At 63.2% G+C, this 13,020-nt stretch carries 16 protein-coding genes; 8 read left to right on the forward strand and 8 right to left on the reverse strand.

Features of this window, described 5'->3' with window-relative positions:
* The first annotated feature begins 300 nt into the window (after positions 1–300).
* From ftsY to rpoH, 4 genes are all read left to right on the forward strand, one after another.
* Positions 301–1,758, forward strand: a complete 1,458-nt coding sequence (gene ftsY, locus AD664_RS13405; RefSeq protein WP_053147182.1) for a signal recognition particle-docking protein FtsY — start codon at positions 301–303, stop codon at positions 1,756–1,758.
* Positions 1,755–2,426: a cell division ATP-binding protein FtsE gene (ftsE, locus tag AD664_RS13410; protein WP_024778908.1), complete on the forward strand. Its 672-nt coding sequence runs from the start codon at positions 1,755–1,757 to the stop codon at positions 2,424–2,426. Before ftsY ends, ftsE begins: the two co-directional genes overlap by 4 nt.
* Positions 2,423–3,445, forward strand: coding sequence for a permease-like cell division protein FtsX (gene ftsX / locus AD664_RS13415; RefSeq protein WP_053147201.1), 1,023 nt, complete (start codon positions 2,423–2,425; stop codon positions 3,443–3,445). Before ftsE ends, ftsX begins: the two co-directional genes overlap by 4 nt.
* A 111-nt stretch (positions 3,446–3,556) precedes the next feature.
* Positions 3,557–4,411, forward strand: coding sequence for an RNA polymerase sigma factor RpoH (rpoH, locus tag AD664_RS13420; RefSeq protein WP_003177476.1), 855 nt, complete (start codon positions 3,557–3,559; stop codon positions 4,409–4,411).
* A 251-nt stretch (positions 4,412–4,662) separates the two neighbouring features.
* Here rpoH and mtgA read toward each other — a convergent pair whose 3' ends face one another.
* Positions 4,663–5,385, reverse strand: a complete 723-nt coding sequence (gene mtgA / locus AD664_RS13425) for a monofunctional biosynthetic peptidoglycan transglycosylase (protein WP_053147203.1) — start codon at positions 5,383–5,385, stop codon at positions 4,663–4,665.
* A gap of 73 nt (positions 5,386–5,458) precedes the next feature.
* On the opposite strand from mtgA, the gene AD664_RS13430 reads away from it, so the two are divergent.
* The 4 genes from AD664_RS13430 to trmB all read left to right on the forward strand — a co-directional run bounded on the left by AD664_RS13430 (position 5,459) and on the right by trmB (position 7,721).
* Positions 5,459–5,839: a DUF423 domain-containing protein gene (locus AD664_RS13430; protein WP_053147205.1), complete on the forward strand. Its 381-nt coding sequence runs from the start codon at positions 5,459–5,461 to the stop codon at positions 5,837–5,839.
* 97 nt (positions 5,840–5,936) lie between these two features.
* The gene (gene thiS, locus AD664_RS13435; protein ID WP_042731253.1) at positions 5,937–6,137 is read left to right on the forward strand and encodes a sulfur carrier protein ThiS; all 201 of its coding nucleotides are present in this window, start codon (positions 5,937–5,939) and stop codon (positions 6,135–6,137) included.
* 54 nt (positions 6,138–6,191) lie between these two features.
* Positions 6,192–6,986, forward strand: a complete 795-nt coding sequence (locus tag AD664_RS13440) for a thiazole synthase (protein WP_042731254.1) — start codon at positions 6,192–6,194, stop codon at positions 6,984–6,986.
* Between the two features lie 9 nt (positions 6,987–6,995).
* On the forward strand, positions 6,996–7,721 hold the full coding sequence (gene trmB, locus AD664_RS13445; protein WP_053147207.1) for a tRNA (guanosine(46)-N7)-methyltransferase TrmB: 726 nt from the start codon (positions 6,996–6,998) through the stop codon (positions 7,719–7,721).
* Positions 7,722–7,851: 130 nt separating this feature from the next.
* Here trmB and AD664_RS13450 read toward each other — a convergent pair whose 3' ends face one another.
* The 7 genes from AD664_RS13450 to AD664_RS13480 all read right to left on the reverse strand — a co-directional run bounded on the left by AD664_RS13450 (position 7,852) and on the right by AD664_RS13480 (position 13,017).
* A complete protein-coding gene (locus tag AD664_RS13450) occupies positions 7,852–8,175 on the reverse strand; it encodes a DUF3392 domain-containing protein (RefSeq protein ID WP_024778900.1) in 324 nt (107 codons plus the stop codon).
* Positions 8,176–8,193: 18 nt separating this feature from the next.
* Entirely contained in the window at positions 8,194–9,393 is a 1,200-nt protein-coding gene (gene hemW / locus AD664_RS13455) for a radical SAM family heme chaperone HemW (RefSeq protein WP_042731256.1), read from the reverse strand.
* Positions 9,390–9,986, reverse strand: a complete 597-nt coding sequence (rdgB, locus tag AD664_RS13460) for an RdgB/HAM1 family non-canonical purine NTP pyrophosphatase (protein WP_042731257.1) — start codon at positions 9,984–9,986, stop codon at positions 9,390–9,392. Before rdgB ends, hemW begins: the two co-directional genes overlap by 4 nt.
* Complete coding sequence (locus AD664_RS13465; protein WP_042731258.1) at positions 9,983–10,417, reverse strand: DUF4426 domain-containing protein; 435 nt, start codon at positions 10,415–10,417, stop codon at positions 9,983–9,985. Before AD664_RS13465 ends, rdgB begins: the two co-directional genes overlap by 4 nt.
* 25 nt (positions 10,418–10,442) lie before the next feature.
* Positions 10,443–11,063: a methionine biosynthesis protein MetW gene (gene metW, locus AD664_RS13470; RefSeq protein ID WP_042731259.1), complete on the reverse strand. Its 621-nt coding sequence runs from the start codon at positions 11,061–11,063 to the stop codon at positions 10,443–10,445.
* A gap of 7 nt (positions 11,064–11,070) precedes the next feature.
* Positions 11,071–12,210, reverse strand: a complete 1,140-nt coding sequence (locus tag AD664_RS13475) for a homoserine O-acetyltransferase (RefSeq protein ID WP_053147208.1) — start codon at positions 12,208–12,210, stop codon at positions 11,071–11,073.
* 216 nt (positions 12,211–12,426) lie between these two features.
* Positions 12,427–13,017 (reverse strand): YggT family protein, encoded by a 591-nt coding sequence (locus tag AD664_RS13480; RefSeq protein WP_042732791.1) that lies wholly within the window; start codon positions 13,015–13,017, stop codon positions 12,427–12,429.
* Between the last annotated feature and the right edge of the window lie 3 nt (positions 13,018–13,020).

The following is a 13,020-nucleotide window of genomic DNA, read 5'->3' on the forward strand; positions in this document are numbered from 1 at the left end:
CGGGCGAGAGGGTGCTAGGATAACGGTCCGTTTTACTGGCGGCCACGCCTATCGGGCCTTTTATCGGCCCGAGGCTGTTTGGGTTCTGCGCAGAAATGCCGGGTTAGCGCGTCGATCCCGGCGTTTTCGCCGATGATGCCGTACCAGTCCTTTGAAAAAATCAGCCATGAGGTGTCCCCGGGACATTTCGACAATCTGTTGCCCGTGAACAAGCTGGGTGAAACGCAGTCTGTTCAGCATCGAATATTTATCACCGAGGCGCCCTTGTGGCGCTTCGCTACCGTGAGATAGCCGTCCTCCATGTTTGGTTCCAACGACGACAAGAAGACCCCAGCTGCGGCTGGCGAGAAGAAAGGCCTGTTCGGATGGCTGCGCAAGAAGCCGCAGGAAACCGTCGTCGAACAGCCGCAAGCACCGCTTGAACCCGCCGCCGAGCCGGTGGCCGAGGAAGCTGCGCCCATCGTCCTGCCGATTGCCGAGCCGGTGCTGCAACCGGCCGAATCCGAACCCGAGCCCACGCCCGAGCCTGTGATCGAACAGCCACTGGCCGCGCCTGCCGGGCAAACGCCCTGGCTGACCCTGCCCGTGGCGGAAGAGCCGGTGGCGCTGGTGGATGACGCGCAGGCCTCGCAGGTCACCCCGCCGATCCCGGCTGTTGCCGAGCCTGTTGTCGCGCCTGTGGTGCAGCCGGTTGCCGACCTGCCGGCGGTGGCCGCCACGCCGGTCATACCCACACCCGTCGCCACGCCAGCCGTGCCCGCCGTTGCGCCTGCGCCCGTCGAGCCCGAGGCTCCGGCGCAGCCGGCGCGTACAAATGAAGAGGCCAAGGTCGGCTTCTTTGCCCGCCTCAAGCAAGGCCTGTCGAAAACCAGCGCCAGCATCGGCGAAGGCATGGCCAGCCTGTTCCTGGGCAAGAAGGTCATCGATGACGAACTGCTGGAAGACATCGAGACCCGTCTGCTGACCGCCGACGTCGGCGTGGAGGCGACCTCGGTGATCATCAAGAGCCTGACCCAGAAAGTCGCGCGCAAGCAGTTGACCGATGCCGACGCGCTGTACAAATCCTTGCAGGGCGAGCTGACCAACCTGCTCAAGCCGGTGGAGCAACCGCTGGTGATTGCTTCCCAGAACAAGCCGTATGTGATCCTGGTGGTGGGCGTCAACGGCGCCGGCAAGACCACCACCATCGGCAAGCTGGCGAAGAAGCTGCAACTGGAGGGCAAGAAAGTCATGCTGGCCGCGGGCGACACCTTCCGCGCCGCCGCGGTGGAGCAACTGCAAGTGTGGGGCGAGCGCAACAAGATCGCGGTGATCGCCCAGCACACCGGCGCAGACTCCGCTTCGGTGATCTTCGACGCCGTGCAGGCCGCCAAGGCCCGTGGCATCGATGTGCTGATCGCCGACACGGCCGGTCGCCTGCACACCAAGGACAACCTGATGGAGGAGCTCAAGAAGGTTCGCCGGGTCATCGGCAAACTCGACGCCGAGGCGCCTCACGAAGTGCTGCTGGTGCTCGACGCCGGTACCGGCCAGAACGCCATCAGCCAGGCCAAGCAATTCAACCAGACCGTCGAACTGACCGGGCTGGCCCTGACCAAGCTCGATGGCACCGCCAAGGGTGGGGTGATCTTTGCCCTGGCCAAGCAGTTCGGCCTGCCCATTCGCTACATTGGCGTGGGTGAAGGCATCGATGATCTGCGCACTTTTGAAGCCGAGCCCTTTGTCCAGGCGCTGTTTGCCGAGCGGGAGCATTCATGATTCGTTTCGAACAGGTCGGTAAACGCTATCCGAACGGGCATGTCGGCTTGCATGAGCTGAGCTTTCGGGTGCGTCGCGGCGAGTTTCTGTTTGTTACCGGCCATTCCGGTGCCGGCAAGAGCACCCTGCTGCGCCTGCTGCTGGCGATGGAGCGGCCCACCACTGGCAAGCTGTTGCTGGCCGGCCAGGACCTGAGCACCATCAGCAATGCCCAGATTCCCTACCTGCGGCGGCAGATCGGCGTGGTGTTCCAGAATCACCAGTTGCTGTTCGATCGCACCGTGTTCAACAACGTGGCGCTGCCGTTGCAGATCCTCGGGCTGTCCAAGGCCGAGATCAACAAGCGCGTGGACTCGGCCCTCGAACGCGTGGCCCTGTCGGACAAGACCGACCTGTATCCGGGCGACCTGTCCACCGGCCAGCAACAGCGCGTCGGCATCGCCCGCGCCATCGTCCATCGCCCGGCCTTGCTGCTGGCGGACGAGCCCACCGGTAACCTCGACCCGCGCCTGGCGGCGGAAATCATGGGCGTGTTCGAAGACATCAATCGCCTGGGCACCAGCGTGCTGATCGCCAGTCACGACCTGGCCCTGATCGCCCGCATGCGTCACCGCATGCTCACCTTGCAACGTGGCCGTCTGATCGGTGACGGGGAGGCCGGTGTATGAGCGCAACCCGTAGCCCGAAAGTGGCCGAGCGCGTGGCGCCAAAGGCCTCCGACCCGCAGCCGCAAAAAAAGAAACGCGACGATGACGACGGCCCGGATTTCCCGACGCTGCTGCGTGCCTGGATCGAAAGCCACCGGGCCAGCCTGCTGGACAGCCTGCGCCGCCTGGGCAAGCAGCCCATCGGCAGCTTCTTTACCTGCATGGTGATGGCCGTCGCCCTGAGCTTGCCGATGGGGTTGTCATTACTGCTGAACAATGTGGAGCGCCTCGGCGGCTCCTGGCAGCGTGCGGCGCAGATCTCCCTGTACCTGCAATTGGAAGCGACGCCGGGCGAAGGCCAGGCGCTGCGCGAGCAGATCCAGGCCATGCCGGGGGTGGCCGACGCCGAGTACATCAGTCGTGAGCAGGCGCTCGAGGAATTCCAGCGGCAGTCCGGCCTGGGCGAAGCCCTCAAGGAATTGCCGCAGAACCCGTTGCCGGGCGTGGTGCTGGTGACGCCGAAGGAGGTCGACAAGCCGACCCTTGAAGCATTGAGACAAACACTTTCCGAGTTGCCGAAGGTACAACAGGCGCAGCTTGATCTAGTCTGGGTCGAGCGTCTGGCGGCGATCCTCAAGCTGGGCGACCGGTTCGTCTTCGGCCTGACGGTGCTGCTGGTTTCTGCATTACTTTTGGTGATAGGCAATACCATTCGTCTTCATATTGAAAACCGCCGCACCGAGATAGAAGTGATTAAACTCGTCGGCGGCACGGACAGTTATGTGCGCAGGCCCTTCCTCTATATGGGCGCGCTGTATGGCTTCGGTGCCGGGATCCTGTCCTGGGGTGTATTGGCGTTCGGCCTGGATTGGCTGAACGATGCGGTGGTGGGGCTGGCCGGTTTGTACGGCAGCGACTTCGCACTGGCCGGCGTGCCAGTCGCCGACGGTCTGTCGCTCTTGCTTGGCGCCGTGCTGTTGGGTTATATCGGTGCATGGATTGCGGTAGCACGCCACTTGCGTGAGCTTGCACCAAAATAGTGAATTTGCGCGTATTGACCTTTCAGTTTTTGTGGGAACTTGTCCTACGGTTCCCGGTCAATTTTCGCAGTGCTGAACTGCACGAGTTATGTGAGTCGGAGGTTTTTTCGTATGACCACTTCTTTGCAACCTGCTTATGCCTTGGTCCCGGGTGCGAACCTGGAGGCGTATGTGCACACGGTGAACAGCATTCCATTGCTGACGCCCGAGCAGGAGCGTGAACTGGCCGAGAGTCTCTATTATGAGCAGGATCTTGAGGCGGCTCGGCAGATGGTGCTCGCCCACCTGCGTTTTGTCGTACATATCGCCCGCAGCTATTCCGGCTACGGGCTGGCCCAGGCCGACCTGATCCAGGAAGGCAACGTCGGCCTGATGAAGGCGGTCAAGCGTTTCAACCCGGAAATGGGCGTGCGCCTGGTGTCGTTTGCGGTGCACTGGATCAAGGCGGAAATCCACGAGTTCATCCTGCGCAACTGGCGCATCGTGAAAGTCGCGACCACCAAGGCCCAGCGCAAGCTGTTCTTCAATCTGCGCAGCCAGAAGAAACGTCTGGCCTGGCTGAACAACGAAGAAGTCCACCGCGTGGCGGAGAGCCTGGGCGTGGAGCCTCGGGAAGTCCGTGAGATGGAAAGCCGCCTGACCGGCCATGACATGGCCTTCGACCCGGCCGCCGAAGCGGACGACGACAGCGCTTTCCAATCGCCGGCCAACTACCTGGAAGACCACCGGTACGACCCGGCGCGCCAGTTGGAAGACGCCGACTGGAGCGACAACTCCAACACCAACCTGCACGAAGCCCTGGAAGTGCTGGACGAGCGCAGCCGTGACATTCTCTACCAGCGTTGGCTGGCCGAGGAAAAAGCCACGCTGCACGACCTGGCGCAGAAGTACAACGTGTCGGCCGAGCGGATTCGTCAGCTTGAGAAAAGCGCGATGAACAAGCTCAAGGTATCGATTGCGGCCTGACCTTCGCAGCGGTAATAAAAAGCGCCCCGATCAGCGATGATCGGGGCGTTTTCGTTCGTGTCTGATGTTACCGACGATGCAGCCCCCTGTGGGAGCGGGCTTGCTCGCGAATGCGATAGGTCAGTGAAAACCAATGCGCCTGATACACCGCCTTCGCGAGCAAGCCCGCTCCCACAGAGGTTAGGTGGTGGGAGGCTCTGTGGATATGTGGCAGCCACAAGGAATTACCCACAGGGCCTATGGCGTTACGTTTATTGAGCCCAGGGCGCCCGCCGCGCATGATCGAGCTCCAGCAGGTAGCTATCGCCCCCCAACTGGCTCATCTGCTGGCGAATCCAGCTAGCCCGCCGTAGCACATAAGGGCTTGGCCGGCCGGCGCTCCATTTACGTGGATTGGGCAAGACCGCTGCCAGCAGGCTGGCCTGCTGCCGGGACAGGGCGTTGGCGTCTACACGAAAGTGATGGCGCGCCGCGGCTTCGGCCCCGAATACACCGTCGTCCCACTCGACGCTGTTGAGGTAAACCTCAAGGATGCGTTCCTTGGACCAGAACACTTCGATCAGTGCGGTGAACCAGGCTTCCAGGCCCTTACGCAGCCAGCTGCGACCCGACCACAGGAACAGGTTCTTGGACACTTGCTGGCTGAGGGTGCTGGCGCCGCGAATCGAACCGCCCCGTTCGTTGTGGGCGAACGCGGCCTGGATTGCGCCGATGTCAAACCCCCAGTGCTCGGGGAATTTCTGGTCTTCGCCGGCCATCACGGCGAGCTTGAGGTTGTCGGAGATCTGATCCCAGGGCTGCCAGGTGCGTTGCAGGTCGATGGGCTCGCCGTTGAACCAGGACTCGACTTTGCGCTCGATCATCAGCGCTGTGAACGGCGGCGGCACGACGCGAAACAGCAGCACCAGGACAACGCTGCCGACGGCGAACCAGAGCAGGGCTTTGAGGAATCGTCGAAATAATGAACGCAGCATAGGGATGGCTTGGCCGAACCGGTCGAGCGGGCCATTATACAGACCCTGTCCACCGCGTCTGATTGGAGTTCTCATGCTGCGTAGTTTTCTGATGCTGGCTGCTTTTTTCGGTTTCACCGGCGTGGCACTCGGAGCCTTTGCCGCCCACGGCCTGAAAAACCGCCTGAGCGCCGATTACCTGGCGATTTTCCACACCGGCGTCACCTACCAACTGGTGCACACCCTGGCCTTGCTGGGGGTTGCGCTGCTGGCCACGCACATCCCCGGTCGAATCGTCACCTGGGCCGGGGTTTCCTTTGTGGTGGGCATCCTGTTGTTCTCCGGCAGCCTGTATCTGCTGACCCTCACCGGTATCAGCAAGCTGGGCATCATCACGCCGTTCGGCGGCGTGGCCTTCCTGGTCGGCTGGCTCTGCCTGGGGCTAGCGGCCTGGCGCCTCCAACTTGCCGCTTGAAGCTTGCCGCTTGTAGCTCTCCCTGACCAAGGGACTTGGGTCCCCCAGACCGATCGGGCTAGAATGCCTGCCCCTAAAAATGATGGCGGCATCCGGCATGCGCATTCAGTTGAACGGCGAACCCCTTGACCTGCCCGACGGTGAAACCGTCGCGGCCCTGCTGACCCGCCTGGAACTCACCGGGCGCCGTGTGGCGGTGGAGCTCAACCTGGATATCGTCCCGCGCAGCCAGCACGCCGACACCACCCTCAACGAGGGTGACCAGGTTGAAGTCGTGCACGCCATTGGTGGCGGCTAGTCGCGCCGGTTTCGCAGTCTTTCGCAAGAACCTCACCCCAACAGAGGATTTCCCATGAGCATCGTTCGTAGCGACAAGCCCTTCGTCCTGGCCGGTCGTACCTACCAGTCGCGCTTGCTGGTAGGCACCGGCAAGTACCGCGACATGGAAGAGACCCGCCTGGCTATCGAGGCCTCGGGCGCCGAAATCGTCACCGTCGCCGTGCGCCGGACCAACATCGGCCAGAACCCGGGCGAACCGAACCTGCTGGATATCCTGCCGCCGGATCGCTACACCATCCTGCCGAACACGGCCGGTTGCTTTGACGCCACCGAAGCCGTGCGCACCTGCCGCCTGGCCCGTGAGCTGCTCGATGGCCATAACCTGGTGAAACTGGAAGTGCTGGCCGACCAGAAAACCCTGTTCCCCAACGTGATCGAAACCCTCAAGGCCGCTGAAACGCTGGTCAAGGAAGGCTTCGACGTGATGGTGTACACCAGCGATGACCCGATCATCGCCCGTCAGTTGGCGGAAATCGGCTGCATCGCGGTGATGCCGCTGGCCGGGCTGATCGGCACGGGCCTGGGGATCTGCAACCCGTACAACCTGCAGATCATCCTCGAGGAAGCGAAGATCCCGGTGCTGGTAGATGCCGGCGTCGGCACCGCTTCCGACGCCACCATCGCCATGGAACTGGGTTGCGAAGCGGTGCTGATGAACTCCGCCATCGCCCACGCCCAGCAGCCGATCCTGATGGCCGAAGCCATGAAGCACGCCATCGTGGCCGGGCGCCTGGCGTACCTCGCCGGCCGCATGCCGAAAAAACTTTACGCCAGCGCCTCCTCGCCGCTGGATGGTCTGATCAAGTAAGAGCCATTGATGACTGAATCGAACGACACGCCTGTCCAGCCGGACGAAGGCGAAGAGCGCCAACACCGCCGCATCAAGAGTTTCGTGATGCGTGCCGGGCGCATGACCGAAGGCCAGCAGCGTGGCCTGGAGCAGGGCGCCCCTCTGTTCGTCCTGCCGCTGGCCGACGCGCCGGTGGACTTCGACCAAGTGTTCGGCCGCTCGGCCCCGCGCTCGCTGGAAATCGGTTTCGGCATGGGCCACTCGCTGCTGGAGATGGCCGCCGCGGCGCCGGAACAGGATTTCATCGGTGTGGAAGTGCACCGGCCCGGTGTCGGTGCGCTGCTCAACGGCGTGCTGACCCAGGGGCTGACCAACCTGCGGGTCTACGATTGCGATGCCATCGAGGTGCTCAACCGCTGCGTGGCCGGCAACAGCCTCGACCGGCTGATGCTGTTCTTCCCGGACCCTTGGCACAAGAGCCGTCACCACAAGCGCCGCATCGTCCAGGCTTCGTTCGCTGAGTTGGTGCGCAGCAAGTTGAAAGTCGGTGGCGTGCTGCACATGGCCACTGACTGGGAACCCTACGCCGAATACATGCTGGAAGTGATGAACGTCGCGCCGGGCTACCGCAACCTTGCCGAAGACGGCCAATACGTCCCGCGTCCGGCTGAACGACCGATCACCAAGTTCGAGCGCCGCGGCGAGCGGCTGGGGCATGGGGTCTGGGATTTGAAGTTCGAGAAGTTGGCGTAAGCCATACGCTGTATCCAATGTGGGAGCGGGCTTGCTCGCGAATGCGTAGTGTCAGGCAATGAAATTGCGACTGATACACCGCATTCGCGAGCAAGCCCGCTCCCACATTTGTTCTATGGTGTAGCTGGGATCAGCGCCGATCCGCCACCACGCCGATCAACACCAGCACCACCAACAGCACCGGCGCCAGGCTGTAGTTGTTGAACTGGCTCAGCCCTCGCACCACCCATGGCGTGGCGTAGATCAGGGCGGCGCCGCTGCCGATCATGCACAGCAGGGCGATCAACGGGACGCGCAACGCGCCGGCGATGCTGCCTAGGCGTTGCTCGACCCAGGCCTTGATGTCCGCACCGAACAGCACCAGCAGGCAGCCGACCAGCGCCAGGGAGATTTCCGACAGGTTGCTGCGGCTCCAGCGGGACACGGTGGCCAGCAGGTCGAGTACCAGATCCATTCGATTTCCTTGTGTTGATCAGCTCAGAAATTTCTGCAGCAAGTCATTGAGAAACAGTTGTCCGCGCTCGGTGGCCGCCAGACGTGACGGTTCGACCTGCAACAACCCGCTTTGTTCGGCCTCGCGGCGGCCGTCGGCCAGGCTTTGCAGGGGCAGGCCAGTGCGCTCCGGGTACAAGCGGGCGTCCACGCCCTGGGTCAGGCGCAGGGCGTTCATCAGGAACTCGAACGGCAGCTCTTCGTTGGCCAGGGTCTTCTCGCCGGCCAGGAAGCGCTTGGCCGGGTTGAGGTAGTCCTTGGGCAGGCGCGTCTTCCAGGTGCGCACGATGCGCCCGTCCGGATGGCTGAGCTTGCCGTGGGCACCGGCACCGATGCCAATGAAGTCGCCAAAGCTCCAGTAGTTGAGGTTATGCCGCGCCGCCCGGCCGGGTTGGGCGTAGGCCGAGACTTCGTACTGGGCGTAGCCGTGTTCGGCGAGCAGGGCCTGGCCGGCTTCCTGGATGTCCCACAACGTGTCGTCTTCCGGCAGCGTCGGCGGCTGGTTCCAGAAGACGGTATTGGGCTCCAGCGTCAACTGGTACCAGGACAGATGCGTCGGCTTCAAGGCGATGGCCTGGCGCAGGTCGCCCAGGGCATCGTCCAGGGACTGGTCCGGCAGGCCGTGCATCAGGTCCAGGTTGAAGTTGTCGAACCCGGCCTGGCGGGCCATGCCGGCGGCGCGCACGGCTTCGTCACCGTTGTGGATCCGCCCCAGGGCCTCGAGCTTGGCTTGCTGGAAGCTCTGGATACCGATGGACAGGCGATTGATGCCCAGCGCCCGGTAAGCGACGAACTTCTCTTGCTCGAACGTGCCGGGGTTGGCTTCCAGGGTGATTTCGATGTCAGGGGCGAACGGTATGCGCGCCTCGACGCCCTTGAGCAGCCGGCCCAGGGCCTGGGCGCTGAACAGGCTCGGGGTGCCGCCACCGAAGAAGATCGAGCTCAGTGCCCGGCCATGCACGCCATGCAGGTCCTGGTCGAGGTCGGCCAACAAGGCGTCGACGTAGTCCTCTTCGGGCAGCTGTGGGCTGGCGGTGTGAGAGTTGAAATCACAATAAGGGCATTTGCGTACGCACCACGGGATGTGGATGTACAACGCCAGGGGCGGCAGCACCGGTAGTGGCGCCCGAGGCGTTTGTGCGCCGCCATGGATCAGCGGCGCGGGGGTGTCATCGTTCATTGCAGGCCCAGGCGCTGGCGCAGCAGGACCATGGCGCGCGCGCGGTGGCTCAGTTGGTTTTTCTCCACCGGGCCGAGTTCGGCGCTGGAGCAATTGCGTTCCGGCACCCAGAACAACGGGTCATAGCCAAAGCCGTGCTCGCCGCTGGCCTCGGTGAGGATGCGCCCGTGCCACAGGCCTTCGCAGAGGATCGGCAGCGGGTCGTCGGCGTGCCGCACCAGCGCCAGGACGCAAACGAACTGCGCGCCGCGCTCGGCTTGCGGCACATCCTTGAGGGCCTCAAGCAGCTTGGCATTGTTCGCTGCATCGCCCTTGCCGTCGGCGTAACGGGCCGAATAGATGCCCGGCGCACCGCCCAGGAAGTCCACTGCCAGCCCGGAGTCGTCGGCCAGCGCCGGCAGCCCCGAGAGGCGCGCGGCATTGCGGGCCTTGAGGATGGCGTTCTCGACGAACGACAGGCCGGTTTCTTCAGGCTCCACCTGGCTGAACTCACCGATCGAGCGCAATTGCACCGACCCGCCGAGCATGGCCTGGAGTTCCTTGAGTTTGCCGGCGTTGTGGCTGGCGAGTACGAGTTGGGAGAGGTTCATCATTCGCCGGGGAACAGTTCCTGGTTGAAGTTGAGGGTGTTGATCTTGTCGCCGGTCTGCACCTTGATTTCGAAGGTGCGGTTTTCCTGCTGCTCCACCGGGTACTGGGCGATGTAGTAGATCGCGCCTTGCTCGATGACCTGGCGGAACGTCAGCGGGACCGCCTTGCTGGTCAGGTCCTTGATCGTGCCGCTGACCTGGGCCATCAAGGGCTTGCCGTCCTTGATCACCGATACGTTGATCACGCCCTGGTTCTTGCTGCGCACCAGCTCGGTGGCCTTGGCGATGTCCGGCGTGAGGAACGTGGAGTTGAAGGTGTTGTAGTGCACGGTGACGTCACCGAACACTTCCTTGCGCTCGGCCTTGATGACGTCGGCGGCCATGGCGCCTGCACAGAGGCAGGCGGTGATGAGAAACAATGCGAGACGTTTCATGTCGTGCTCCTGTCAGGGCCGGGGTTCACACCGCGACCTGGTAATCGGGCAGGCCTGGGCTGCTGACCCGATAAATGCCGATCTCACCTAACAGATTAGGCCATAGCTTGCTGGCCCACCCGTGTCGGTGCTGCTGGTCCACGGCCAGGCGATCGATGACCTTGGCTTCCCGTTCGCGGCACAGTGCTTCGAAATCGGCGAAGGTGCAGAAGTGGATGTTCGGCGTGTTGTACCACGTGTAGGGCAGGAACTCCGACACCGGCATGCGGCCCTTGCTCGCCAGGTACCAGCGGCAACGCCAGTGCCCGAAATTGGGAAAGGTGATGATGCACTGGCGCCCGACCCGCAGCATTTCGTCGAGGATCTTGTCCGGGTAATGCACCGCTTGCAGGGCCTGGGTCATGACCACGATGTCGAAGCTGTTGCTGGCAAAGTTGCCCAGGCCCTTGTCCAGGTCCTGCTCGATGACGTTGATGCCCTTGGCGACGCATTCGGCGATGTTGTCCGGGTCGTTTTCCAGGCCGTAGCCGCTGACCTGCTTGTGGTCCCGCAGCCAGGTCAGCAGTTCGCCGTCGCCGCAGCCCAGGTCGAGCACGCGGCTGCCGGCGGGGATCCATTCCTGGATGATTTCCAGATCGGCTCTCATGGCGTCCTCACAGCGTTATACGGTTCATGTAGTTACCGAACGCCTGCAGGTAGCGCGGGATCGGGATCAGAAAGGCGTCGTGGCCCTGGGGCGCGTCGATTTCCAGGTAGCAGACATCCTTGCGCGCGGCCATCAGCGCATCCACCAACTCCCGGGAGCGTGCCGGGGAGAAACGCCAGTCGGTGGTGAACGACATCACGCAGAACTTGGCGGTGGCGCCGGCGAAGGTTTTCGCCAGGTCATCGTCGCAGCTCGCCGCCGGATCGAAGTAGTCCAGGGCCTTGGTCATCAGCAGGTAGGTGTTGGCGTCGAAGCGCCCGGAGAACTCCTCGCCCTGATAACGCAGGTAGCTTTCCACCTGGAACTCGACGCTGTGGAAGTCGTAGTTGAGCTTTTCGCTCTTGAGGCCGCGGCCGAATTTCTCGCCCATGGAGTCGTCGGACAGGTAGGTGATGTGCCCGACCATGCGCGCCAGCATCAGCCCGCGCTTGGGGATCACGCCGTGTTCCTGGAACGAGCCGCCATGGAACTCCGGGTCGGTGAGGATCGCCTGGCGCGCCACTTCGTTGAAGGCGATGTTCTGCGCCGACAGCTTGGGGGCCGAGGCGATTGCCAGGCAATGGCGCACGCGGTCCGGGTAGGTGATGGTCCATTGCAGCGCCTGCATGCCGCCCAGGCTGCCGCCGATCACCGCCGCCCACTGGCCGATGCCGAGGCGGTCGGCCAGGCGTGCCTGGCTGTGCACCCAGTCTTCCACGGTGAGCACCGGAAAATCGGCGCCGAACGGCTTGCCGGTGTCCGGGTTGAGGCTGCTGGGGCCGGTGGAGCCATTGCAGCCACCGAGGTTGTTCAGGCTGACCACGAAGAACCGGTTGGTGTCGATGGGCTTGCCCGGGCCGATGCAACTGTCCCACCAGCCTGGCTTGCGGTCGTCGACGCTGTGGTAGCCGGCGGCGTGGTGATGGCCCGACAAGGCGTGACAGATCAGCACGGCATTGCTGGCCGTGGCGTTGAGGGTGCCATAGGTTTCGTAAATCAGGTCATAGGCCGGCAACGAGCGACCGCAGGCCAGGGCCAGGGGCTCGCTGAAATGCGCCACTTGCGGCGTCACCAGACCAACGGAATCGGCGGGAAAGGCAGCTGGCATCGACCCTGCTCTCGTTGAAATGAGGCGTAAGTCTAAAGACCGCTGGGGTTAGCGGCAAGCAAAGGGCGGGCCTTATTGCTTGACGCGGTACTTATGACTGAGAGCCTGCCGTGGCGAGGGAGCTTGCTCCCGCTGGGCTGCGCAGCAGCCCTAAAAACCAGGGCCGCTACGCGCGCCAGCGGGAGCAAGCTCCCTCGCCACAGGATGTGCGCCCCGTCAGATCAGCAGGCGCAGGATCTCCGGCATCATGGTCATGGCCGCGAGGTTGTTGATCACCAGCATGTCGATCAGCTTGAGCACCATGAACGCCAGGATCGGCGAGATATCCAGGCCGCCGAGGTTCGGCACGATGCGGCGGAACGGGGCCAGGGCCGGCTCGCAGATCTGGTTCACCAGCTCGGCGCCCGGGTTGTGGCTGCCAGGCGCGACCCACGACAGGATGACGCTGATGATCATGGCGAAGAAGAAGATCTTCAGGAACAGCGCGGTCACGCCAATGATCGACCAGATCAACAGTTGCAGCGGATTGCCGGTGGTGCCGTAGGTCAGCAGCAGGGTCAGGGCCATCAGTGCCATCTGCACGAGGATGGCCAGCACCAGCGACGACATGTCCAGGCCGAACAGGCTCGGGATGATCCGGCGCAAGGGCTTGAGCAGCGGCTGGGTGGCCTTGACGACGAACTGGCACAGCGGGTTATAGAAGTTGGCGCGCACCAGTTGCAGCACGAAGCGCAGCAACACGATCAGCAGGTACAGGCTGCCAAGGGTTTGCAGCACGTAGACCGCTGCGGTGTTCAATCCAATCATGAT

It is taken from the genome of Pseudomonas sp. P97.38 (assembly GCF_001269745.1).
Classification (GTDB): Bacteria; Pseudomonadota; Gammaproteobacteria; order Pseudomonadales; family Pseudomonadaceae; genus Aquipseudomonas; species Aquipseudomonas chlororaphis_E.